Here is a 23,742-nt window from a genome sequence, read left to right on the forward strand (position 1 = left end):
CGTTCGACTGAGGCACCGTCCGTGGTCCGCACCGTGCGGCACCGACCGGCAATACCGTCCGAGTACGGAAAGGAATGAGGTTATGGCCGAGCCCCTCGGCGGTCACGCGGTCGTGGTCGGCGCCAGCATATCGGGCCTGCTCACGGCTCAGGTGCTCACCAGACACTATGAGCGGGTCACCCTGGTCGAACGGGACGCGCTGCCTGACGGGCCGCAGTTCCGCAAGGGCGTCCCCCAGGCCAGGCATCCGCACGCACTGCTCGCCAAGGGACGGCAGATTCTCGCGGAGATGTTCTTCGGAATCCACCAGCAGTTCCTGGACGCCGGAGCCATTGAGGTGGAATGGCCGACCGATCTGCTCCAGCACGGTGAAGCGGGCTGGGAGTACCGAGGCCCTCGCGGTGCGGGCCTGACCACCATCTCCGCCACCCGCTCGCTGATCGACTGGGTCGTACGGCGTAACGTCCTCGCCGCCGCGGGGGTCTCCGTGCTGACCCGGCATGAAGCAGTCGGACTTGTCTCCGATGATGGCGCACGGTCCGTCTCGGGCTTGCGGGTGCGCCAGCGTGGTTCCGCGACAGCCGGAGTCAGGGAGCTGGCGGCCGACCTCGTGGTGGATGCCAGCGGCCGCGACTCCAAGGCCGTGCGGTGGCTGGAGCAGCTGGGCACCGAGCCGCCCGCGGAGACCCGGATCAACCCGCGCCAGGGCTATGCGACGGCCGTCTTCCGGCGCGAGCGGGGCAGCCTGGACGACTGGCGGACACTTGTCTGTCTGCCCTACCCGGGAAGGCCGCGTGGCTGTGTGATGGTGCCGGTCGAGGGGGACCGTTGGATTGCCACGGTGACCGGCTGTGGCGGCGACTACCCGCCCACCGAACTGGACGGCTATCTCGACTTCGCCCGCAGCCTTGAGGGCGGCGTGCTCCATGAGGCGGTCGCCGGCGCTGAGCTGCTGGAGCCGATACGCGGCTACCGGGACATGGCCAACATCCTGTGGCACTACGAGCGCCTGCCCCGGCAGCCGGAGCGGTTCCTGGTGATCGGTGACGCGGCGTGCGCCTTCAACCCCGTGTACGCGCAGGGCATGACCGTGGCGGCGCTCGCCGCCGACACCCTGCGCGACTGCCTGCAGAGGTATGCGAGGCGTGGCACCACCGCCGGGCTGAGCCGCCATTTCCAGCGCCGGCTCGCTGCCACGGTCAAGGCCCCCTGGCAGATGGCCACCGGTCAGGACCTCGCCTTCCCCGGCACCGCGGGGCGACCGGGGCTGACGGACCGGATGATGCAGCCCTACCTCAGCCGTGTGATGCGCGCCAGCGCCGCCGGGCCGCCTGCCGCCTACCAGGTCAACCGGGTGATGCACATGATCGATTCCGCCTCCGCGCTGTTCCGGCCCGCCATGGTCAGGGCAGCGCTGACTCCAGGCCAGAGCGGATCCGCTGCCCCGGTGCCGGCTGCCGGGCCCAATCCCGTATCCCCTCCGCACGCCCGTCCGGAGAGCTGAGATGAGCATGCACAAAGATCCCGGTACCGTCGCCGTGTCCCCGCGGACACTCGCCGAGCGCCTTGACGATGTACCGGCGAGCACCTGGACCTCCTGCCCGCAGTGCCAACTGCCGCTGTACGGACCGAAGCTGGAGCGCATGCTGCGGGTGTGCCCGGGCTGCGGCCACCACCTGAGACTCAGCGCGGTGCAACGACTGGACGCGATCACCGACGTGGGCACCTTCGCCGAGCTGGACGGCGGTCTGCGCTCCAGCGACCCACTCGCCTTCCATGACAGCACGCCCTACCCCGCCCGGCTGGAGCGGATGCGGGAGCGCACCGGTCGGCCTGACGCCGCGCTCTACGGTACGGCCGCCATCGGCGGCCGCCGGGTGGCGCTCTGCCTGCTGGACTTCGCCTTCATGGGCGGCAGCATGGGCTCCGTCGTGGGTGAGAAGGTCGCCCGGGCTGCGGAGCTGGCGGCGGAAGAGGGGATGCCGCTGGTCACCTGCTCCAGCTCCGGTGGCGCGCGGATGCAGGAGGGCATCTTGTCCCTGCTCCAGATGGCCAAGACCACCGCGGCACTGCGCCGGCTCTCCACCGCCGGCCAGCCGCACATCTCGGTGCTCACCGACCCCGTATACGGCGGAGTCAGCGCGTCGTTCGCATCGTACGCGGACGTCATCCTGGCCGAACCCGGGGTACGGGCCGGCTTCGCGGGGCCCCGCGTCATCGAGCAGACCATCCGGCAGAAGCTTCCCGACGGCTTTCAGACCGCCGGCTTCCTGCTGCGCAACGGGCACATCGACGCGATCGTGCCGCGAGCCGAACTGCACGGTGTGCTCGCCCGGATCGTCGACTTCCACGCAGCACCCCGCGTCCGGAACCCCGCCCCGGCCACCGCGGAGGATGACGCCGGCCGGCGGGACGGCGGAGAACCACCGAAGGGTCCGGAAGGGCCGGTTGACGCCTGGCAGGCCGTCCAGCTCGCCCGTCACCCGGACCGGCCACGTGCCGACGAGTACATCGAGGCCGTCTTCGATGACTTCGTCGAGTTGCGCGGCGACCGGATGACCGAGGACGACCCCGCCATCCTCGGCGGGCTGGCGCGCCTGGACGGCATCGCCACTGTCGTCATCGCACACCGCAAGGGCCGGGGCACCGCCGAAGCCGTCGCCTGCAACTTCGGTATGCCGCACCCCTCCGGCTACCGCAAGGCGCGGCGCCTGATGGAGTACGCGGAGCGCACGGGCGTACCGCTGGTGACCCTCGTCGACACACCCGGTGCCTACCCCGGAATCCGGGCGGAGGAGGGCAACCAGTCGGCCGCCATCGCCGACAACCTCGCCGTGCTCTCCCAACTGCGCGTCCCGGTGGTGTCCGCGATCACCGGCGAGGGCGGCAGCGGGGGCGCGCTCGCCCTGTGCGTGTCGGATCACCTGATGATGCTCCAGCATGCGACGCTCTCGGTGATCAGCCCGGAGGGGTGCGCCTCCATCTTGTTCAACGACGCGGGCCAGGCGCCCCGGGCTGCGAACGCCCTCCGCCTCACCGCCCGCGACCTGATGCGCCTGGGCGTCGCCGATGAAGTGGTGCCCGAACCGGCGGGCGGTGCCCATACCGACCCTGAGGGCGCGTCGCGGCGGCTGCGTCGCGCCCTCAGGCACCAGCTCGGCCGGCTGGCCGACGCCTCTATGGACGAATGCCTTCAGCAGCGTTACCTGCGGCTGCGCGCCGTGGGAAGCATGGTCGAAAGGTGAGCCGATGACAGAGAACGACTACCAGAGCAAGGTGGACCACGACCAGTTGGTCGAGACAACGGCACGCCTGACTCAGCTGCTCAGCGGGACGGGGGTGTCGCAGCTGAAGGTGTCCGTGGGCTCCTACACATGGGATATCACGACCACCTCGCCCACTGCCCCGGCGGCAGCCGAGCCGGTGGCCGGGAGCCAGGGGGGCTCCGCCTCCGCGATCGAGGCTGCCGTGCCGGAGCCCCCAGGGCATCCGGTCACCGCACCCGTCGTCGGGGTTTTCTACCGGTCTCCGTCCCCCAACGCCGCGCCCTTCGTCACCGAGGGACAGGAGGTCGCCGCAGGAGACCAGTTGGCGATCGTGGAGGCGATGAAGATGATGAACTCGGTCGTCGCTCCCTGCGCAGGCGTGGTCCGCGAGATCCACTGCGCCGACACGGACATCGTCGAGTACGGTGCGCGACTGTTCACCCTCGACCCGACCGACCCGGCCTGAGGGGGCGCCGGAGTGCCGTTTCGTAAAGTACTGGTCGCCAACCGCGGGGAAATCGCCGTACGGATCGTCCGCGCCTGCCGCGATCTGGGAATCCCGACCGCCGTCGCGCACTCGGACGTGGACGCCGACTCACTGGCCGTCCGGCTGGCCGATGACGCCATATGTGTGGGACCCGGACCCGCTGCGCGCAGCTACCTCAATGTGCCCGCGCTGCTGTACGCCTGCGCCAAGACGGGCGCTGACGCCATCCACCCCGGCTACGGTTTCCTCTCCGAGGACGCCGACTTCGCTGAGGCGTGCCGCTCAGTCGGCGTCACCTTCATCGGCCCCGCACCCCAGGCGATCCGTCTCATGGGCGACAAGATCGGCGCGCGCAGCGCGATGGCGGCGGCCGGGGTGCCCGTCTTCCCCGGCTCACCCGGCCCCGTGACCGATGCGCGAAGCGCCGCCGACTTCGCTGGGGCCGTCGGCTACCCCGTGGTGCTCAAGGCGGCGGCGGGCGGCGGCGGACGCGGGCTGCGCCAGGTGAACGCGGCGGCGGAGATGGCCACCGCACTGCCTCAGCTGCGCGACACCGCTCGCTCGCTGTTCTTCGACGAGCGTGTCTATCTGGAGAAGTTCGTGCCCGCCGCCCGCCATGTCGAGGTGCAGATCCTCGCTGACGGCAGCGGCAACGTTGTCCACCTCGGGGAGCGGGACTGCTCGATCCAGCGGCGGCATCAGAAGCTGGCCGAGGAGTCGCCGTCCACCCAGCTCAGCGCGGCCATGCGCGCCGAGCTGTGCGAGGCGGCCGTGCGCGGTGCCGCTTCGATCGGTTACCAGGGCGCGGGCACCATGGAGTTTCTGCTGGACCAAGAGGGCGACTTTGCCTTCCTGGAGATGAACACCCGTGTGCAGGTGGAGCATCCGGTGACCGAGCTGCGCACCGGCGTGGATATTGTGCGCTGGTCGATTCTGCTGGCCGCCGGGGAGAAGCTGGACTTCGACCAGACGGGCATCGCCTGCACCGGACATGCCCTGGAATGCCGGATCAACACCGAGGACCCGGCCAGGCAGTGGCAGGGATCCAGCGGTCGGCTGGACGCATTTCAGCCGCCGAACGGCAGTTGGGTCCGCGTGGATACGCACGGCTTCCCGGGCTACTTCATACCGCCGCACTATGACTCGCTGCTGGCGAAGGTGATCGTGGTGGGTGCGACGCGGGACGAGACCCTGGTGCGGATGCGGCGGGCGCTGGCTGAGTTCGAGGTGACCGGCGTACGCACCACCCTGCCGTTCCACCGGCAGCTCATGGATCACCCGGAGTTCGTCGCGGGGACCCACCGGCTGGACTTTGTTGACCGGTTCCTGACGCCCGAGGGCGTTCTCCGCGTCAGTGACGGCTAGCGAGAGCCGACCGTCGTTCCGGATGAAAGCGGTTCCGGATAGACGCCGTGCGCGGGCGAGGGCAGCGATCAGCCCGCTGAATGCCACGGTGACGCGTGTGCTCGATGAACTGTGTGACACCGTCCCGGCGCGCGGGACGCGACCTCACCCTCGCCGAGAAACCCGTTGCACTGCCGCAGGGCAGCCCCGCGGGGCACCTCCGTGCGGGGTCCTCTTCTTCGCACCAACGTTTCTGCTGAGTCGAACATACGGAAACTCGCCCGTATCGGCGGAGAGTTCATCACGATGACCCCATGGAGGAACAGGAATTCCTGGATGCGGCACGGCGCTTCGCGGTGCGCCTGGCCGAACTGTCCCAGCGCTTCGACGCCGAGACATACGAAGTGCTCCTGAAGATCCTGCGCGGTGTCAACGCGGCTTTCGCCCAGCGGGGCACCGGCGTCGACGTCGGCTTTACGGATCGGGAGCGGGAACTCTTCACGCCTGAGGTGGCCTGGGAGGTGGCCCGGTTGATGGAGCTGCTGTCCACGCCGGGCAGTGGAGTCAGAGTGGACCTTGGGCCGTCCTTGAACACCGGTCAGCCCGACTGGCGCGAGCACGACCGCCGGGAGGTCGAGGGAATCGCCCGGGCGAGCGGCCTGGAGCCCTGACCTGGACAGGGCTGGTGTGGACCGGCAACAATCCCTGTTTATGACATCTCTCGAGTTCAGTGCTCACCCCCCGCGGGTCTCTGACGCGGACCGGGAGCGCGCACTCGATGTGCTGCGTGAGAGCGCTGTACAGGGGCGGGTGTCCCAGCACACCTTTATGCGCCGGATGGAGCTGATCCTGCACGCCCGGCAGCCGGACGAGCTCAACGCGGTGCTCCACGATCTGCGTCCCTCGGAGCCGTCTCCGGGCCTTGTGCTGCGCACGGTGGGCAGAGTGTCGGCGTTTCAGCTGCGGCTGCGCCGGGCCTGGCGTTCGGAGCGGCTGCCGCAGTTGCTGCTGCCAGGTCCGGGCCCGTATCCGCTCTCCATCGGCCGTGCGCCCGGGTCGATGCTGCGGCTCAACGACCACACGGTTTCCCGGGCGCATGCCCAGCTCCGGCATACGGGGGGTGGCTGGTCGCTGCGTGATCTGGGGTCGTCCAACGGCACCTGGGTCAACGGCAGCCGGGTGACCGGGTCGGTGCCGGTGCGGCCCGGTGACCAGGTGCGGTTCGGTCAGGTCGCGTTCCGGCTTACGGCGCCGTGAGGTACGTAGCTCGAGGGACGTAGCTCACTCCCGTACGAGCAGGGCCACCGGGCCGGCGCTGAACAACTCGCTCAGCGCGCAGCGGCCTTCGGCGGCCCGTCCGGTGAGCCGGTCACGCCAGCGCCCGGCGGGCAGGGGCAGCGCGGTGGCGTCCCAGCCGCCCGTCTGAGCCAGCCGCCGGGACAGCCGGGTGACGGCGGTGATGACGGCATCGGAGCGGACGAAGGCCACGCAGTGTGCGGCGGCCGTGCCCTCGGCGGGCAGCGGTGTGTAGGTGGCCTCGTCCAGGAACCACTCGGGGTGCTCCCGGCGCAGCCGCAGCGCGGCCACCGTCAGCCGGAGCTTGTCCCGGACTTCCCCGGTGCCGTTCTCGAGCCCGTCGGGGAAGAAGCGGGCCGGGCGCCGGTTGTCGGGGTCGACCAGGGCCCGGTACGGGCCCTCGGTGCCCTGGTAGAGGTCGGGGATGCCGGGCATGGTGAGGTGCAGCAGCGCCATGCCGAGCGAGTTGGCCTGGATGTACGGGTCGAGCTCCGCGGCGAATCCGGCGACCGTATGGCGAAGCGGGCCACAGGGCCCGGCGTCGACAAAGCGCTCAACCTCCGCCTCGTAGGTGCCGTCCCGCTCGACCCAGCCGGTGCGCAGCCCGGCCTCCCGCACGGACTTGAGCAACGCCGCGAGCAGTCGCTCGCGGTCGGGGGTGCCCAGACCGAAGGCCGTCTGCCAGGCCAGCCAGGCCGTGTGCCGGTCCGGGGCGCGGACCCCGCCCAGCTCCCTCAGCAGCTCCGCCCAGCGGTCCGGGCACTCGCTGAGCACCGCGATGGCCGCCCGGACCTCCGCGCTGCGCTTGGTGTCATGGGTGGACAGCACGGTTCCGGTGGTCGGCCAGTCCCGCTGGATACGGGTGCAGTACGTATGGAACTCCTCCGGCGACACCGCCGAGCGTCCCGGATTGCTGCCCACTTCGGCGGCCGACAGCAGCGGGATATAGCGGTAGAAGGCGGTGTCCTCCACGGACTTGGCGCGCAGCGCGGAGGAGACCTGGGCGAAGCGGGCGGCGAACTCCCCGTCCTCCCGCAGGGCCAGCTCGCAGACGATGTCCACGGTCTCCGCGTGCTCGGCCACCAAGAACGCCTGCCGGGCACCCTGGGCGGCGGCCGCCAGCAGCGCCGTGTCCGTCTCGCTGGGCGGGGTGTAGGTACGGTAGACCGGCAGCCGCACCAGCAGTTCCCGGATCGCCGCGTCCAGCGCCCAGTCCGGGTGGTCGCGCAGCCGTAGCTCGGCGGAGGTGTCGCAGATACGCCGAGCGGTGCGCACCAGCCGCGCCACCTCAGCGGCCAGCTCATGGGTGACAACCCGGTACGCCGCGTGCCGTACCGTGGCGGCCCAGTCACCGCCCCGGTCGGGCGGTGCGGCGGTGAAGTCCTGGTAGAGATGGGTGAGTTCGGAGAGCCCCGCCGGGTCGACAAACAACCCGTCGATATGCCGCAGCGCGTCATAGCCGGTGGTCCCGGCGACCGGCCAGGCGGCGGGCAGCCGCTCTTCGGCGCTGAGGATCTTCTCGACGACCGTCCAGGCGCCGCCGGACTCCTCATGCAGCCGCAGCAGATAGCCGCCCGGGTCCGCGAGCCCATCCGGATGGTCGATCCGCAGTCCGTCGATGACCCCCTCGCGCAGCAGTGCCAGGGTCCGCTCATGGCTGGTCGCGAACACCTCCGGGTCCTCGGCCCGGATGCCGACCAGCTCCGAGATGGTGAAGAAGCGCCGGTAGTTGAGGTCGGTGCGGGCCAGCCGCCACCAGGCGAGCCGATAGTGCTGTGCGTCCAGCAGTTCGGGCAGCGGCAGATCTTCCGTGCCCGCCCGCAACGGGAAGCGATGCTCGGCATAGCGCAGTTCCCCGTCCGCCACGGTGATGGCGTCCAGCTCCTGACCGAGCCGCCTGCCCAGTACCGGGAGCAGTATCCGGCCGCCCCCTGCCGCCCAGTCGATATCGAACCAGCGGGCGTACGGCGACTCGGGGCCCTCCTTGAGCACCTGCCACAGCGGCTCATTGAGCGACGCGGGCGCGGGTACCGCCATATGGTTCGGCACGATGTCCAGTACCAGCCCGAGCCCATGTTCTCGCGCGATCCGCGCCAGCGCCCGCAGCCCTTGCTCACCGCCAAGTTCGGCCCGGATCCGGGTGTGGTCGGTGACGTTGTAGCCATGCGCCGACCCGGGAACCGCTTCCAGCACAGGGGACAGCTGGAGATGCGAGACCCCGAGTGAGGCGAGATACGGCACCTCGGTCGCGGCGGCGGCGAAGGGGTAATCCGGCTGGAGCTGCAGCCGGTAGGTCGCGGTCGGGACCGGCATAGGGCGCAATTCTGGCACGGGCACCCTCGAATTCTAATAGTGAATGCCATCCTTCTTACGCAAAGTCACTCACTCCGCTCCAGCGAACACGGTCCGCGGAAGGTACGCCGGTAGGCGTGCGGCGTGGTACCCAGCCGCCGCAGAAAGTGGTGACGCAGCGTCCCGGCGTTGCCGAAGCCCGCGCGGGCCGCGATGGCGTCGACCGTCAAGTCCGTGTCTTCCAGCAGATGCTGGGAGCGCAGCAGCCGCTGACCCAGCATCCACTGGTACGGCGTCGTGCCGGTCTCCTGCTGGAAGCGGCGGGCGAAGGTACGCGGTGACATATGGGCCCGGGCCGCGAGCTGGTCAACGGTGATCTCCTCATCCAGATGTTCCGCCATCCAGCCCAGTGAACCGCCGATCGCGTCATCACCCCGTTCAGCCGGGACCGGACGCTCGATGTACTGCGCCTGTCCGCCTTCCCGGTGTGGTGGTACGACCATACGGCGAGCGATCGCGTTCGCCACCTTGCTGCCCTGCTCCTGGCGCACCAGATGCAGACAGGCGTCGATACCGGCCGCCGTACCGGCTGACGTGATCACTGACTCGTCGTCCACGTACAGCACGTCCGGTTCAATCGCCGCCTTGGGGTACCGCTGGGCCAGCAGGTCCGTATAGCGCCAGTGCGTGGTGCAGCGCCGCCCGTCCAGCAGCCCCGCCGCGCCCAGTACGAACGCCCCTGAGCACACGCTGAGCACCCACGCCCCGCGGTCCACGGCTGCTCGCAGCGCGTCCAGCAGCTCCGCGGGGAAGCCACGGTCGGCGTAGTCGTTTCCCGCCGGGACCGCGATCAGATCCGCTTCCGCGAGCCGCTCCATCCCATGCGGGGTGCTGATGGTGAAACCCGGCGTGACCCGGATGGGCCCGGGCTCGGCGGCGACCAGGGCGAAGTCATAGACGGGCAGCCCTTGGTCGCTGCGGTCGATCCCGAAGACCTCGGCGGCTACGCCGAGTTCAAAGGCGTTGACGCCGTGGGTGAGTGCGACGGCCACATTCTTCAGCATGAGACCCCAGTATGGCAGTAATTCGATGTCCGTCGACAGTCCTGCCACTGCCGCCGTGTGCGGCGAACGGCCAGGGTGGAGGCATGAACAACGACCTCGGCACATTCCTCCAGAACGCCATCAGCATCGCCGTCCTGAGCCTCGCCTTCCTCCCCGCGGTCGTCGGAGCTGTCCGCGACCGCCGTATCGATATCCAGCTGCGCGACGCGGAGGAGGGCCGTGACCGGCGCACGGGTGTCCTGGTCACCTTCGATCTCGCATACGGACCGCACGAGGACAGAGTCGCCCGCGCCAACCGCGCCCCCGCCGGTCGGCGGGGTTAGATCATCCCGCCGTCTGACGCCCCCGAACCGCCGCCCGCCCTACGCTCATTGAGCGGCACACAACGCCATCCCCCGCAGCGTCTGGCCAGGAACGGGCTACAGCCCCTTCCTGGCCAGCGCCATTCCGACTGCGGCGGTGCTCTCCCCGTTGTGGGCACTCGCAGCCCCGCGAGGGGCTGTGGGTGGGCACAACACCCGACCACCGGCCCGCACCGGGCCACCCCCGGGGCCCCGGGGCCAAGCCCCGGTTTCCGGGAAGGGGTGGGATACGGGGACACCCACCCACAGCACCCCGCCCCCGGGGCGAAGCCCCGCCGCGCGGCGGAGCCGCATATCGACACGGTGGCCTGGCGCGGGGGCCGGTCTGGCCAGACCATGGTGACCATGCTGTTTGAGGTGTGGGCCCCCCAAGCCAAGCAGGTCTCGCTCCAGCTGCACAGCCGGGACGCCCAGGAGCAACCGCGCCCCATGGAACGCGACCCAGCCCGCACGGGCTGGTGGCACACGACCGCCCCCGCCGAACCCGGCACCCGCTACGGCTTCGCCCTGGACGGCGGCCCCGCGCTGCCCGACCCCCGCTCCCGGCGCCAGCCGGACGGGCCGGACGGGCTGAGCGCGGTCGTCGACCACGGCGCGTACACCTGGCGGCACCCCTGGACCGGCCGAGGACTGCCCGGCGCGGTGCTGTACGAGCTGCACATCGGCACCTTCACCCAGGACGGCACCTTCGACGCCGCCGCGCAGCGGCTGGGCCACCTGGCCCGGCTGGGCGTCACCCATGTGGAGCTGATGCCGGTCTGCCCCTTCCCGGGCCGCCACGGCTGGGGCTACGACGGCGTCGCACTCTGGGCCGTACATGAGCCGTACGGCGGCCCCGACGGCCTGAAGCGCTTCGTGGACACGGCCCACGGCCACGGTCTCGGCGTCGTGCTGGACGTGGTGCACAACCACCTCGGGCCCTCCGGCAACCACCTCCCCGCCTACGGTCCGTACTTCACCGAGCGGCACCACACCCCCTGGGGCGCCGCGATCAACCTCGACGCTCCCGGAGCGGACGAGGTCCGTGCGTATCTCATCGGCAGCGCCCTCGCCTTCCTGCGTGACTACCGGCTGGACGGCCTCCGGCTCGACGCCGTGCACGCGCTCGCCGACACCTGCGCCACGCACTTCCTGGCCGAGCTCTCCGCGGCGGCCGACGCGCTCAGTGCCGAGCTGCACCGCCCGCTCTTCCTGATCGCCGAGTCCGACCAGAACGACCCCCGCACCATCGCCCCGCGCGAAAACCACGGCCTCGGTCTGCACGCCCAGTGGAATGACGACCTTCACCACGCCTTGCACACCGCTCTTACGGGTGAATCTCATGGCTACTACGCCGACTTCGCCCGCGCCCCGATGGCCGCCCTCGCCAAGACGCTCACGAGCGCCTTTCTCCACGACGGCGGCTACTCCTCCTTCCGCGGCCGCCGCCATGGCCGCCCACTGGACCGGACGGCCACCCCCGCCCACCGCCTCCTGGCCTATGCCCAGACCCACGACCAGATCGGCAACCGCGCCCAGGGCGACCGGCTCGCCGCGACCGTCACGCCCGGACAGGCCGCCTGCGCCGCCGCGCTGGTGCTCTGCGGCCCGTACACCCCGATGCTCTTCATGGGTGAGGAGTGGGGCGCCCGCACCCCCTGGCAGTACTTCACCGACCATCCCGACCCCGAGCTCGCCGAAGCCGTACGGGCGGGCCGCCGCCGGGAGTTCGCCGCCCACGGCTGGTCGGCGTCCGACATCCCCGACCCTCAGGACCCGGCCACCCGGGAGCGCTCCTGTCTGGACTGGACCGAGCCGGAGCGGGAGCCGCACACCTGGCTGCTGGACTGGCACCGCCGCCTGATCGCGCTACGCCACGCCCATGTTCCGCTTGACCTGCGGCTCAGCGAGGTTTCCGTCGACTACGACGAGGCGGCCCGCTGGCTCACGCTGCGCCATGGCCCGCTGCTGGTCGCGGTGAATCTCGGCCCCGGGGAGGCACGTATCCCGGCGCTGCGGCACGGCCGGCCGCTCGCCGCCACCTTCCGCCCCGACGGCTCCCGGCTGCCCGCGTACTGCGCGGCGGTGCTGCGGCTCACGGAGGTCAGGCCGGCCGCTGGAGAACCGTCAGGCTCCGGTCGGTGAGGGTCAGCCGGTCACCGGCCGCCACCTTCGGCCCGGGCCAGGGCGGGTGGCCACCCTCCAGGGCGGTGTCGACGACGGTGTGCCACTGGCGGCCGTGGTCGATCGGCACCACAAACTGGCGGGGCGCGTCCTGCGCGTTGAACAGCAGCAGGAAGGAGTCATCGCAGATGCGCTCCCCACGCTGTCCCGGCTCCGAGATGGCGCTGCCGTTGAGGAAGACGGTCAGCGCGCGGGCCTGCGCCTTCTGCCAGTCGTACTGGGTCATCTCTTCACCCTCCGGGGTGAACCAGGCGATGTCCGAGAGCTCGTCATGGGTGCCCTCGACCGGGCGTCCATGGAAGAAGCGGCGGCGCCGGAAGACGGGGTGGTCGCGTCTGAGCCAGACCATGGCCCGTACGAACTCGCACAGCGGATGCTCCTCGCCCGGCTCCGGCCAGCGCACCCAGGAGGTCTCGCTGTCCTGGCAGTACGCGTTGTTGTTGCCACCCTGGGTGCGGGCGAACTCATCGCCGTGGCTGAGCATGGGCACGCCCTGGGAGAGCATGAGGGTGGCGATCAGATTACGGGTCTGGCGGTCACGCAGCGCGAGTACGTCAGGGTCATCGGTCTTGCCTTCGACGCCGCAGTTCCACGAGCGGTTGTAGCTCTCGCCATCCCGGTTGTTCTCGCCGTTGGCGTCATTGCGCTTGGCGTTGTACGAGACCAGATCGTGCAGGGTAAAGCCGTCATGACAGGTGATGAAGTTGATCGAGGCCAGGGGCCGCCGTCCATCGTCCTGGTAGAGGTCCGAGGAGCCGGTCAGCCGGGAGGCGAACTCCGCCAGGGTGCGTGGCTCCCCGCGCCACAGATCCCGCACGGTGTCCCGGTAGCGGCCGTTCCACTCGGTCCACAGCGGCGGGAAGTTCCCCACCTGATAGCCGCCCTCACCGACATCCCAGGGCTCCGCGATCAGCTTCACCTGGCTGACCACCGGGTCCTGCTGCACCAGGTCAAAGAACGACGACAGCCGGTCCACCTCGTGGAACTGCCGGGCCAGCGTGGCGGCCAGATCGAAGCGGAAGCCGTCCACATGCATCTCGGTGACCCAGTAGCGCAGCGAGTCCATGATCAGTTGCAGTACATGGGGGCTGCGCATCAGCAGGGAGTTCCCGGTACCGGTCGTATCCATGTAGTAGCGCAGGTCGTCCGCCAGCCGGTAGTAGGAAGCGTTGTCCAGACCCCGGAAGGACAGCGTCGGACCGAGGTGATTTCCCTCCGCCGTGTGGTTGTAGACGACGTCCAGGATCACCTCGATGCCCGCCTTGTGGAGAGCGCGTACCGCCTGTTTGAACTCCAGCACCTGCTGACCACGGTCGCCCCAGGAGGCGTACGAGTTGTGCGGGGCGAAATAACCGATGGTGTTGTAGCCCCAGTAGTTGGCCAGCCCCGCGTCCGCCAGCCGGTGGTCGGTGACGAACTGGTGAACGGGCATCAGCTCCAGGGCGGTGACGCCGAGCCTGGTCAGATGTTCGATGATCGCCGGGTGGCCGAGTGCGGCGTAGGTGCCGCGAAGCTCCTCCGGCAGCTCGGGGTGGAGCATGGTGAGGCCCTTCACATGGGCCTCATAGATGACCGTACGGTGGTAGTCGGTACGCGGCGGGCGGTCATCACCCCAGTCGAAGTACGGATTGATGACAACGGAGGACATGGTGTGCGGCGCGGAGTCCAGATCATTACGCCGTTCGGGGTGGCCGAAGTGGTAGCCGTACACCGCCTCGTCCCAGTCGATACGGCCGCTGACCGCCTTGGCATAGGGGTCAAGCAGGAGCTTCGCGCTGTTGTAGCGGTATCCCAGCTCCGGCGCGTGCGGTCCGTGCACCCGGAAGCCATAGCGCTGTCCCGGCATCACCCCGGGCAGATAGGCGTGCCGGACGAAGGCGTCCGACTCGCGCAGCTCGATGGCCGTCTCCGAACCGTCCTCATGCAGCAGACACAGCTCGACGCGCTCGGCCATCTCGGAGAAGACGGCGAAGTTCGTCCCGGCGCCGTCATAGGTGGCGCCAAGCGGATACGCCTGTCCCGGCCAGACCTGCATAGGGTCTCTTTCTGTCGAGGTCTCCTCACGTCTTGCTGATCCTTCCGCACGAACACCCCGATCGGGGTGCTCCATGGCCTATCTTCCCCCGGACGGACCGGATTGAGCGACGGTCAACGGAAGTTGATAGGGGATACTGCTGCAGTGCTCCCAGACGCCGCAGTAGGCTTCCTTGATCGAACAGCGGGGGTCGGAAGGCGGTGCACAGGTGAGTTCGGGAGGGCTTGAACTCCCGCCAGGTGACGGGGGCGAGGGCAGCGCCACCGAGGCACCCGACGTACCGCACGGCACGGTGTCGCTGGCCCGGCCGATGGAGATCGGAGCGGATCTGGAGTGGGGCGCGGAGGTCTGGGCCGAGGTGCGGACCCGGGCACAGCGCGCCGGGCGTGCCTACATCTGGCTGAACCTCGTCGAGCAGCGGCTTCGCGCTGTTGTCGCCGGGGTGCTCCGCCCGATCTATGAGCCGGTGCACGGCGAGGAGTGGGTCATCGCCGCCGCCGGCCCGGCCGGCCAGGAGTGGGTGCAGCGCGCGGTGGCCATCCGGGAGGTGAGCCGCCGCAAGGGCTACGTTCTCGACCCGGCCGATGACAATCTGCTGTCCTTCCTCACGCTGCCCCAGCTGCGTGAGCTGATGGTCCAGCACTGGCCCTGCTACGAGCCGTACTTCAGCGAGCGGCGTGAGCTTGAGCTCGCGCTGGACGAGCTGGAGGTAGCCCGTAGCGCGGTCTCCCGTAACCGGGCGCTCTCCCCGGCCGTACTGGCCCAGGCCGAACGCACCTCGGCACGGCTGCTGGAGATGCTGGGCTCCGGCAGCAGCGCACCCTCGGCCGGGCGGCTGCCGGTGGACGCGGTCGAGGAACTGGTCGGCGAGCGCTTCGCGGATGTGGTGGGCGTGCACCCGGACCGGGTGCGGCTGCAGCGGCAGCTGCCCGCCGAAGACCTGTTCGGCGGTGCGCGGCGCATTGACGCCATCGGGATAGGCCTGAACCTGCTGGTGCAGAACTACTCCGGGCGGCGGCTGGCCCGGCTGGCCGACGCGGGCTGCCGGGTACGGCTGCTCTTTCTCAACCCGGCCAGCAGCGCGGTCAAGCGACGCGAGCGTGAGCTCGGCCTGAAGCGGGGCGAGCTCAGCCGTTCGGTGGAGATGAACATCCTCCATATGCGCCGGGTGCGCGCCCGAGTACGGGACAGCGGCGCCTTCCAGATCCATGTCTTCGACGAGACTCCGCGCTTCACCGCGTATCTGGTCGACGGCGACGGCGCCGACGGGCTCGCGGTCGTACAGCCGTATCTGCGCCGCGCCCGTGGCATGGAAGGACCGGTCTTCGTCCTGCGCGGCGGCAGCCGGAATCTGGTCCAGGGCGGCGGCGCGGCGGCGGAAGGGGAGCACGGGCTCTTCGAGACCTACCGTGAGGAGTTCGAGTCCGTCTGGACCGACTCCCGCCCGGTCTCCTGACGCACGGCCAAGAGGCGGCTTGGTGTCCCGCTCTTCCCCATTGATTCCGGAATAGTCCATTCCAGGATTACAGTTCGATAACTGGGCACAACTGTTCACCTGTCTCGGTGGTCACCGTTCTGCGGGAGTTCACTTTTCAGTCCCGTAGGCCTCATGACCACACACGCGGAGGAGCAGCAGTGCCCATAGACAGCAACGCGAGACGTACCGCGGCAGTACGTACCACGGCCGTCGTTCTCGCGGGCGGGACAGGCCAGCGGGTCGGCCTGTCCATCCCCAAGCAGCTGTTGAAGATCGCCGGGAAGACGGTGCTTGAACACACCCTCACCGTCTTCGAGCAGGCCGAGGGCATCGACGATGTGATCGTGCTGATGGCGCCGGGCTATGTGGCCGACGTGGAGAAGATCATCACCAAGGCGGGGCTGGCCAAGGTCAGCCGGGTCATCGAAGGCGGCACCTCCCGCAATGAGACCACCGAACGCGCGATAGCGGCGCTCGGCGAGAACCTGGCGGAGGGGGAGGACGCCAATGTCCTCTTCCACGACGCCGTACGCCCCCTGCTCTCCCAGCGTGTGATCAGCGACTGCGTCGCTGCCCTGGACCGCTACCAGGCCGTGGATGTGGCCATCCCCTCCGCCGACACGATCATCGTGACCCGTACGCACGGCGAAGACGGGGAGTTCATCACGGAGGTGCCCGACCGCTCCCGGCTGCGTCGCGGCCAGACACCTCAGGCGTTCAAGCTGTCCACCATCCGGCGGGCGTACGAGGTCGCCAGCGCTGACCCGAACTTCCAGGCCACCGACGACTGCTCGGTGGTGCTGAAGTACCTGCCGGATGTGCCGATCCATGTGGTGGCCGGCGACGAGTACAACATGAAGGTCACCCAGCCTGTCGACGTCTTCATCACGGACAAGCTCTTCCAGCTCGCCTCCACCGCCACGGTGGAACAGGCCGACGAGGACGCGTACCGCAAGCTGCTCAAGGGGAAGACGATGGTCGTCTTCGGCGGCTCGTACGGCATCGGCGCCGATATCGCCGGCCTGGCGCGGGAATACGGGGCCCATGTCTATGCGCTGGGCCGCTCCACCACCGGCACCCATGTGGAGAACCCGGAGCATATCGACGACGCGCTGTCGAATGCCTATGCCGAGACCGGACGCATCGACTACGTGGTCAACACGGCCGGGGTCCTCCGTATCGGCAAGCTCGCCGAGACCGGCAACAGCACCCTGGAGGAAGCGCTCCGGGTCAACTATCTGGCCCCGGTGCAGATAGCCCGCGCCGCGTACAAGTACCTGGCCGAGACCCAGGGCCAGCTGCTGCTGTACACCTCCAGCAGCTACACCCGGGGCCGTGCCGAGTACAGCCTCTACTCCTCCACCAAGGCCGCCGTCGTCAATCTCACCCAGGCACTCGCTGATGAGTGGGCCGCCGACGGCGTCCGGGTCAACTGCGTCAACCCGGAGCGTACGGCCACACCCATGCGGACCAAGGCGTTCGGGAAGGAGCCCGAGAGCTCGCTGCTGTCCTCCGAAGCGGTCGCCCGGACCTCGCTCGATGTACTGCTGTCCGCCATGACCGGGCATGTGATCGATGTTCGCCAGCAGGACCCGACCCGGGGGACCGCCGCCGCGTCCGGCTTCGAGCAGGCCCTCGCCGCCGTACTGGACCGCAGTGAGAACGACGAGAGCGCGGGTGTGGCGTGATCAAAACGGCAATACGACTGGCCCGGGTGGGGTCCGTCCCGGAGCTCATCGCCGCCCTGGGGATGCTGCTCAGCTACCCTCTGCTGCTGGCGGCGGCCTTCCTCCCCGACCTTGGCCTCTTCGCGGGGCTCTGCGCGGTCAGCTATCTCTGCGACCACTACCTTCACCACCGCGGCAGCTATCTGCTCAGCCGGTTGTCCAAGGTGCGCGCGGGCCTCTCCCTGCGCTTCCTCGTGCGGCAGCTCCTGCTGGTCCTGCTGCTGTCCCGGATGGATCTGGCCGAGGACACGGTGGCCTTCACCGCCATCGCCTGCTTCATCGTCTTCTACGGTCTCCAGGCACCGCACACCGCGCTGCTCACCCTGCTGCGCACCCGGCGCCGACTGCCCGTCATCACCCGCAATATCAACCTGTCCGACCTGCGGATCACCGATGCACCGCCGAACTGGCTGTTCCGGCGGGCAGCGGAGAAGATGCAGCACCTGGATCTGCCGGCGGTCATCGGCGTGCTGCTCGCCGCCCAGACCGGAGAGACCAGGCACGGGTACGTGGGGATGGGCGTCACGCTTGTGCTGGCTGTGGTGTACACGGTCATCGCACTGGGGTGGACCCGGAAGGGAATCCTGCCGCCGAGGGAGGACGCGGTACTGCGGTGGTTCGACGACTGGCTGCGTGCCTACCGGCCGACGACCGTGCTCTACTTCTCCGGCTCTCCCGAGTCCACCTACCAGGTCAACATGTGGCTGGAAACCCTCCAGGAGCTGGACGGCCGAACGCTGGTCATTCTGCGCGAGCGCCATACGCTCGCCGACCTCGCCTCCACCTCGGTCCCGGTCGCCTGTGTCCCGTCCGCGGTGCATCTGATGAACATGGATCTGTCGATGGTCCGGGTCGCGCTCTACCCGGCCAACGTCGGCAAGAACATCCACCTGCTGCGGGTGCCGACGATGAAGCATGTCTTCATCGGCCACGGCGACAGCGACAAGATCGCCAGCGTCAACCCGTACAGCAAGGTGTACGACGAGGTGTGGACGGCGGGGAAGGCCGGCCGGGACCGCTACGCACTGGCTGATGTCGGTGTGCGGGACGATTCCATCGTGGAAGTCGGACGCCCGCAACTGGCCTCGATCCTCTCCCCGAACGGTGTGGGCACCGGCCGCATCCCGACCGTGCTCTACGCCCCGACCTGGGAGGGTTGGACCGACGACCCGGGCAACACCTCGCTGATCCTGGCCGGGGAGAACATCGTCCGCCGACTGGTCGAGGCCGAGAGCCCGGTGCGGGTGCTGTACAAGCCCCACCCCTTCACCGGCACCCGCTCCGCGGCGGCCAAGTCCGCCCACCGCCGGATCGTGGCACTGCTGGAGCGGGCCAACGCCGGACGGTCCGCGGAGCCGCGTTGGGCGGCGGAAGCGGCGGACCACGAGGAGGACCAGACCGCAGCCCGCGCCGAGCTGGCCCGTATCGAGACCCGGCTGGAGAAGCTGAGCACCACATCCGCCGATGAGACCGTCGACGAGGCGCAGATGGCCCGGGACGCGGTCGTCGACCCGGCCCGGGAGGCCGAGGCGGCTCAGCTGCGGGGCGAGTGGGACGACGCCTACTGGCGCTCACTCGGGTGGTGGGAACACAAGGTCATCACCGGAGCCCGGCCCCGGCTGTACGACTGCTTCAACCAGTCGGACGGCATGGTCTCGGACATCTCCAGCGTCGTCTCGGACTTTATCGCGAGCGGAAAGCCCTACGCGGTGGCCGACTCCGCCGGGCTCGGTGCGCAGGAATTCAAGCGGCAGAACACGGCCGTGCGCGCGGCCGTGATCCTCTCCAACGACGCGAGTGAACTCGACGACCTGCTCGAGGCGATCGCGGAGCCGACAGCGGACTCACTGGCAGCGGATCGCTCGGAGCTGAAGTCCTACCTGCTCGGCCCGGACGAACCGGCTTCCATTGTCCGCTTCAACGAGGCGGTACACGCTCTGGCGGAGAAGGCCGAGCGCCGGAACCTGCAGCACGCCGTGTAGTCCCCCGCACACGTTGAGTTCCCCCGCCGCCGTAAGAAAGGCCCGTCGTCAGTGGCTCCCCGACCTGAGGACATATTTCCCCCTGCACTTCGCCGACTCATGAGGTTCTTCCCCGAGGGAACGGCCGAAGAGCGCGCAGAACTCATCGCCGGAGCGAAAGAGATCCGGCGGACCAAGCAGAAGGCCCTTCGCAAGCTCCCCCCGGTCGAACGGGTCAAGTGGTACCTGGCCGCCGAGGAGCGGACCGATGAGCTGACCAAGGTGCTGCGCTTCGAGCGCGCCAACTCCTTCTCCTTCCACGTCAAGGGAGTGCGCCGGGCAAGACTGCACATCCCCGGCCTGGACACCGGCTCCCTGCCGGACGAGGTGGCTGTCCTCGCGCGCCGAGAGATGCCGATCCACAGCAGAATCACCGAGATGGTGTGGCGCGAAGGACAGCTGGTGGTGCGCGGCTACTCCTACCTCACCAACGTCCCCCCGACCGAGAAGCGGCGTCCTTTCCGGATGGCCGTGCTTCGTCGGGCGGGTTCCAAGCGTGTGGTCCCGGTGAAGATGCGCACCTTCCGGGAGCCGCAGGCCACCGAGGACTCCAAGCAGGGTCTGCACTGCTACGACTGGTCCGGCTTCGAGATAACGATCAACCCCCGGCTGCTCAAGTCCGGCGGAAAATGGCTGCCCGGCAAGTGGACGACGGGCATCACGATGCCCGGCCCCGGCGGGCTGTACGCCGGGCGTATCGACAAGGGCGAGATCGGCACCGGCGGCCACGCCCAAGCGCATGTTCTCGAGGACGGCGTACGCCTGGTCGCGAGCTTCCCCGAGGGTCGGCTCCAGCTGACCGTGGATCTGGTCCCGTCCGAGGTCGAGAGCTGGAAGGTGGCGGACGAGTCACTTCAGCTCGCGCTGCATACCCCGGCAGCCGCCGGCTCCACCGCCAAGCCCGCCGGGCTGCGGGTGGAGCGGGTGAAGGACGACTTCTTCCGGGAGTATCCGGTGGAGGAGCGGGACGGCCGCTCCGTGGTCAGCGTGCCGTGCGCAGACCTGTCCGTCGCGGAGTCGGAGACCGAAGAAACGACGGACTTCCGTGCAGTCATCTTGCTCTCCGGCGGGAAGGAGCGCCGGGCCACCGTCGCTGACGGCCTGCTCACCGGAGCACACCCCATGTCCGGCGGCCGTGAGATCGCCGTGTCGACCGATGGCGGCGGTCAGCTCAAGCTCCAAGACCGGATGCGTCAGCCCGTCGTGGACCGGATGGAGTGGAACGACTGCGAACTCTTCCTGGAGGGCTCCTACACCGGGCCGGGCGAGGACAAGCTGCTCGTTCTCCGGCACGGCCGGACCTTCGAGGAGAAGCTGCTCCCTGTCGACATCACCGAAGGCCGGTTCACCGCCCGGATCCGCCCTGAGGGGATGGAGCTGTACGGGACGAAGCTGCCGCTTCGCGAGGGGCGTTGGTATCTCGCTCTCCGTTCCCGTAGCGCCCGTGGAACCGAGCAGGACGCGCCGGTGAAGCTCAGGGCCGATCTGCTGGGACAGCTGCCCCTGACACACCCAGGGGCAAAGCGAATCTACAGCGTTGACCGGCGATTCTTCGACCGGATCTTCCTGTCCTCGGGGTCGACGCTCAGCGCGGAGGAGCGAGGCACCTACCGGCAGCGGCTGCTCAAGCGCGTTCACGCTCCACAGCAGCGGAATCTTCCCCTCAAGGAGCAGGTGATCTACAACAGCTACCACGGTCGCCAGTTCTCGGACTCCCCGAAGGCTATCTACGAAGAGCTCGTTCGCCGCGGGACGGACGTGGAGCATGTGTGGGCGATCGGGGATCAGCGGGCGGAAGTACCGGACGGTGTTCGGGTGGTGGAGTGGCACAGCGCCGAGTGGTACGCGGAAATGTCGCGGAGCCGGTACGTCGTCACCAACGTCATGCTGAACAGCTTCTTCAAGCGGCGGGAGGGCCAGCACGTCATCCAGACCTGGCACGGTACGCCGCTGAAGAAGATGGGCGCCCATATCCGCGGTACCACCAAGTCCAACCCCGCTTATATCGAGACCCTGCCACGGCGCTCCAATGAATGGGAGATGATGGTCTCCCCCAACGCCTTCACCACCCCGATCATGCAGGGTGCGTTCGGGTTCGAGAATGAGATTCTTGAGTGCGGATATCCGCGCAATGACATCTTCCATCGGGAGGACAAGGAGCAGCTCGCCGAAAAGGTGCGGGAGAGGCTGGGCATCCCTGAGGGGAAGAAGGTCCTGCTCTACGTGCCGACCTGGCGGGATGACGTCCGCATTGGCACCGGAAAGAACTTCAAGCTCGACCTTCGGGTTGATCTCGCTGCAGCCGAGAAGGCATTGGGTGATGATCACGTACTGCTGTTCCGCAAGCACCCCAAGATCGTGGACAACATCACCGGTGCGGGTGAGGGGTTTGTGTGGGACGTATCGGAGTATCCCGAGATTGAACATCTCTACCTCATCGCCGATGTGCTGATCACAGACTACTCGTCGGCGATGTTTGATTACGCTCACTCGGGTCGGCCGATGCTCTTCTTCACCTACGACTTGGAGCACTACCGGGACAACCTGCGAGGCTTCTACTTCGACTTCACCTCCCGGGCCCCCGGGCCACTCATCAAGACCTCGGATGAGCTGATCGAGGCCGTCAGGGATATCGACTCCCTGGTGGAGAAGTATCGTGACCAGTACGCCGAGTTCACCCAGGACTTCTGCGAACCGTCGGACGGCCTGGCCGCCGAGCGAGTGGTTGATTGGATATTGAAAGAGCGCGAGTAAAGACAGGAATGCGCTGCAAGACGAACAACCGACTTGACAAGGCCTCAGGCCGCTTGAATTCACACGGGTAAGGAACGAGATTACAGTGCCAAAGGCGCTTATGAGACGCATCGGAAACCGGGCGCGCTCAAAGAAGTCGCGGGATCCGCACTGGGACAATATCCGATACATATCCGGAACGCTGATCATCTTCGGCCACCTAGTGGAGAAGATGAGCGAGCATGATGGGCTGCGCTGGCTGTACGTAGCCAGCTGGGCCATACGTGTGCCGGTGTTCGCCATGGTCGCCGGCTACTTCAGCAGCGCCGGGCCGCTGGACTTCCGTGAGGTGCGGCGGCTAGTAGAGTCGATCGCGGTGCCGTACATCCTCATCGGTCTGCTGCACACACTCCAGAAGTGGTATCTCTACGGAGAATGGACTATCTACCACGCCAATCCGGCGTGGGCCACCTGGTTCCTTCTCTCCCTCATCCTCTGGCGGATGGCGCTGCCGTATCTCGCTGCGCTGCGCTGGCCCCTGCTGCTGTCGGTGGGCGCTGCGCTGGCGGTCGGTTATCTCGACAGGTTCGGCTCGACCTTTTCCGCCGCGCGCACCGTCACCTTTCTCCCCTTCTTCCTCCTCGGCTGGCAGCTGCGGCAGGGGCTGGCCGAGAAGTTGCTGTACGCCCGCTGGAGCCGGAACGCCGCCGTCGGCGTCCTGTTCCTGACCTTCGTCCTGGGCTGGGTCGTCCGGCATGACGTCACCAACGACTGGCTGTGGATGCGGGGCCCCTACGGGGATGATCTGCCGGGCGGCATGGAGTGGGCCTGGGTGGTCCGCGCCTGTCTGCTGGCGGTCGGTATGGTCGCCGGGCTGAGCTTCATCCGGCTGATGCCCAAGTGCCGTATTCCGCTGGTCACCTATCTCGGCGCCGGGGGCATGTACATCTACCTCCTCCATCCACTCGTCGTGCGCCCCTTCAAACTCAACGGCGGCGTCGACTGGGTGGGCCCGTGGTACGAACAGCTGGCGTTGATCCCGCTCGCGGTGCTGATTTCGGCGGTGCTGGCCTCAGCCCCGGTACGCAAGCTCACCTGGCCGGTGATTCAGCCGCGGCTGCCCTGGCTCTTCGCCCCCGCACCGCAGCCCACGGCGACCAGGCAGCCGCCACCGCCACGGCGGCCGGCAGACCCGGATCAGACGGCGGCATCGGTGGAACGCGACCGGGTCCCGTCCGTCGGCTGACCCTCCCGCCTTACGCATCAGCCACGCCTGCGGCCGGTCGTGCTCAACCGGGAAGTTGATGGTCGTGCTTCTGCAGGATTATCAGCGGCTCGGCCGCTGCGGCCTGTTCGTCCTGAGTAGTTCAAGCACCCGTTAGCCAATAACTGACCCTTGTGGGGCTGAAGTTGCTGGTGGTGTAATGTACATGCCAAAACGCGCGGGGGCGAGGCTCCCCTGCGCCTTCTTCAGG

Annotated in this window: 16 protein-coding genes; 13 read left to right on the top strand and 3 right to left on the bottom strand. The window is 68.5% G+C overall.

From position 1 onward, the window contains the following. Positions 1 to 82 precede the first annotated feature (82 nt). From test1122_RS22410 to test1122_RS22435, 6 genes are all read left to right on the top strand, one after another. On the top strand, positions 83 to 1,504 hold the full coding sequence (locus test1122_RS22410; protein ID WP_232270966.1) for an FAD-dependent oxidoreductase: 1,422 nt from the start codon (positions 83 to 85) through the stop codon (positions 1,502 to 1,504). Position 1,505: 1 nt separating this feature from the next. Next, the gene (locus test1122_RS22415) at positions 1,506 to 3,245 is read left to right on the top strand and encodes an acetyl-CoA carboxylase carboxyltransferase subunit alpha (RefSeq protein ID WP_232270967.1); all 1,740 of its coding nucleotides are present in this window, start codon (positions 1,506 to 1,508) and stop codon (positions 3,243 to 3,245) included. 4 nt (positions 3,246 to 3,249) lie between these two features. Next, the gene (locus test1122_RS22420) at positions 3,250 to 3,732 is read left to right on the top strand and encodes an acetyl-CoA carboxylase biotin carboxyl carrier protein (protein WP_232270968.1); all 483 of its coding nucleotides are present in this window, start codon (positions 3,250 to 3,252) and stop codon (positions 3,730 to 3,732) included. A gap of 12 nt (positions 3,733 to 3,744) precedes the next feature. After that, on the top strand, positions 3,745 to 5,118 hold the full coding sequence (locus test1122_RS22425) for an acetyl-CoA carboxylase biotin carboxylase subunit (RefSeq protein ID WP_232270969.1): 1,374 nt from the start codon (positions 3,745 to 3,747) through the stop codon (positions 5,116 to 5,118). Positions 5,119 to 5,411: 293 nt separating this feature from the next. Continuing rightward, complete coding sequence (locus tag test1122_RS22430; protein WP_232270970.1) at positions 5,412 to 5,768, top strand: hypothetical protein; 357 nt, start codon at positions 5,412 to 5,414, stop codon at positions 5,766 to 5,768. 40 nt (positions 5,769 to 5,808) lie between these two features. Further along, on the top strand, positions 5,809 to 6,354 hold the full coding sequence (locus test1122_RS22435; RefSeq protein WP_232270971.1) for a DUF1707 and FHA domain-containing protein: 546 nt from the start codon (positions 5,809 to 5,811) through the stop codon (positions 6,352 to 6,354). A gap of 24 nt (positions 6,355 to 6,378) precedes the next feature. Here test1122_RS22435 and treY read toward each other — a convergent pair whose 3' ends face one another. Together treY and test1122_RS22445 are read right to left on the bottom strand one after the other, a co-directional pair. After that, positions 6,379 to 8,706, bottom strand: coding sequence for a malto-oligosyltrehalose synthase (treY, locus tag test1122_RS22440; protein ID WP_232270972.1), 2,328 nt, complete (start codon positions 8,704 to 8,706; stop codon positions 6,379 to 6,381). 65 nt (positions 8,707 to 8,771) lie between these two features. Further along, positions 8,772 to 9,749 carry a helix-turn-helix domain-containing protein gene (locus test1122_RS22445; protein WP_232270973.1) on the bottom strand — a complete coding sequence of 326 codons (978 nt, stop codon included), beginning with the start codon at positions 9,747 to 9,749 and terminating at the stop codon, positions 8,772 to 8,774. A gap of 83 nt (positions 9,750 to 9,832) precedes the next feature. On the opposite strand from test1122_RS22445, the gene test1122_RS22450 reads away from it, so the two are divergent. Together test1122_RS22450 and treZ are read left to right on the top strand one after the other, a co-directional pair. Further along, the gene (locus test1122_RS22450; protein WP_232270974.1) at positions 9,833 to 10,072 is read left to right on the top strand and encodes a hypothetical protein; all 240 of its coding nucleotides are present in this window, start codon (positions 9,833 to 9,835) and stop codon (positions 10,070 to 10,072) included. 384 nt (positions 10,073 to 10,456) lie between these two features. After that, positions 10,457 to 12,235: a malto-oligosyltrehalose trehalohydrolase gene (gene treZ, locus test1122_RS22455; protein WP_232270975.1), complete on the top strand. Its 1,779-nt coding sequence runs from the start codon at positions 10,457 to 10,459 to the stop codon at positions 12,233 to 12,235. Here the strand turns inward: treZ and glgX are convergent. Continuing rightward, positions 12,195 to 14,309: a glycogen debranching protein GlgX gene (gene glgX, locus test1122_RS22460; RefSeq protein WP_232270976.1), complete on the bottom strand. Its 2,115-nt coding sequence runs from the start codon at positions 14,307 to 14,309 to the stop codon at positions 12,195 to 12,197. The genes treZ and glgX overlap by 41 nt on opposite strands. 208 nt (positions 14,310 to 14,517) lie before the next feature. Here glgX and test1122_RS22465 point away from each other — a divergent pair, with 208 nt between their 5' ends. From test1122_RS22465 to test1122_RS22485, 5 genes are all read left to right on the top strand, one after another. Further along, positions 14,518 to 15,765, top strand: coding sequence for an SAV2148 family HEPN domain-containing protein (locus test1122_RS22465; protein WP_232270977.1), 1,248 nt, complete (start codon positions 14,518 to 14,520; stop codon positions 15,763 to 15,765). A 179-nt stretch (positions 15,766 to 15,944) separates the two neighbouring features. Beyond that, positions 15,945 to 17,474, top strand: a complete 1,530-nt coding sequence (locus test1122_RS22470) for a bifunctional cytidylyltransferase/SDR family oxidoreductase (RefSeq protein WP_232270978.1) — start codon at positions 15,945 to 15,947, stop codon at positions 17,472 to 17,474. After that, positions 17,471 to 19,495, top strand: coding sequence for a hypothetical protein (locus tag test1122_RS22475; protein WP_232270979.1), 2,025 nt, complete (start codon positions 17,471 to 17,473; stop codon positions 19,493 to 19,495). Before test1122_RS22470 ends, test1122_RS22475 begins: the two co-directional genes overlap by 4 nt. Positions 19,496 to 19,594: 99 nt before the next feature. Next, positions 19,595 to 22,288, top strand: coding sequence for a CDP-glycerol glycerophosphotransferase family protein (locus test1122_RS22480; RefSeq protein WP_232270980.1), 2,694 nt, complete (start codon positions 19,595 to 19,597; stop codon positions 22,286 to 22,288). A 100-nt stretch (positions 22,289 to 22,388) separates the two neighbouring features. Continuing rightward, positions 22,389 to 23,513 carry an acyltransferase family protein gene (locus tag test1122_RS22485; protein WP_232270981.1) on the top strand — a complete coding sequence of 375 codons (1,125 nt, stop codon included), beginning with the start codon at positions 22,389 to 22,391 and terminating at the stop codon, positions 23,511 to 23,513. Positions 23,514 to 23,742 lie beyond the last annotated feature (229 nt).

It is taken from the genome of Streptomyces gobiensis (assembly GCF_021216675.1).
Classification (GTDB): Bacteria; Actinomycetota; Actinomycetes; order Streptomycetales; family Streptomycetaceae; genus Streptomyces; species Streptomyces gobiensis.

What these genes read in the sequence shown, in the direction of transcription:
- test1122_RS22410 (WP_232270966.1), top strand. Translation starts at nt 83, where the DNA reads ATGGCCGAGCCCCTCGGCGGTCACGCGGTCGTGGTCGGCGCCAGCATA.
- test1122_RS22415 (WP_232270967.1), top strand. Translation starts at nt 1,506, where the DNA reads ATGAGCATGCACAAAGATCCCGGTACCGTCGCCGTGTCCCCGCGGACA.
- test1122_RS22420 (WP_232270968.1), top strand. Translation starts at nt 3,250, where the DNA reads ATGACAGAGAACGACTACCAGAGCAAGGTGGACCACGACCAGTTGGTC.
- test1122_RS22430 (WP_232270970.1), top strand. Translation starts at nt 5,412, where the DNA reads ATGGAGGAACAGGAATTCCTGGATGCGGCACGGCGCTTCGCGGTGCGC.
- test1122_RS22435 (WP_232270971.1), top strand. Translation starts at nt 5,809, where the DNA reads ATGACATCTCTCGAGTTCAGTGCTCACCCCCCGCGGGTCTCTGACGCG.
- treY (WP_232270972.1), bottom strand. Translation starts at nt 8,706, where the DNA reads ATGCCGGTCCCGACCGCGACCTACCGGCTGCAGCTCCAGCCGGATTAC.
- test1122_RS22445 (WP_232270973.1), bottom strand. Translation starts at nt 9,749, where the DNA reads ATGCTGAAGAATGTGGCCGTCGCACTCACCCACGGCGTCAACGCCTTT.
- test1122_RS22450 (WP_232270974.1), top strand. Translation starts at nt 9,833, where the DNA reads ATGAACAACGACCTCGGCACATTCCTCCAGAACGCCATCAGCATCGCC.
- treZ (WP_232270975.1), top strand. Translation starts at nt 10,457, where the DNA reads ATGCTGTTTGAGGTGTGGGCCCCCCAAGCCAAGCAGGTCTCGCTCCAG.
- glgX (WP_232270976.1), bottom strand. Translation starts at nt 14,309, where the DNA reads ATGCAGGTCTGGCCGGGACAGGCGTATCCGCTTGGCGCCACCTATGAC.
- test1122_RS22480 (WP_232270980.1), top strand. Translation starts at nt 19,595, where the DNA reads ATGAGGTTCTTCCCCGAGGGAACGGCCGAAGAGCGCGCAGAACTCATC.
- test1122_RS22485 (WP_232270981.1), top strand. Translation starts at nt 22,389, where the DNA reads ATGAGACGCATCGGAAACCGGGCGCGCTCAAAGAAGTCGCGGGATCCG.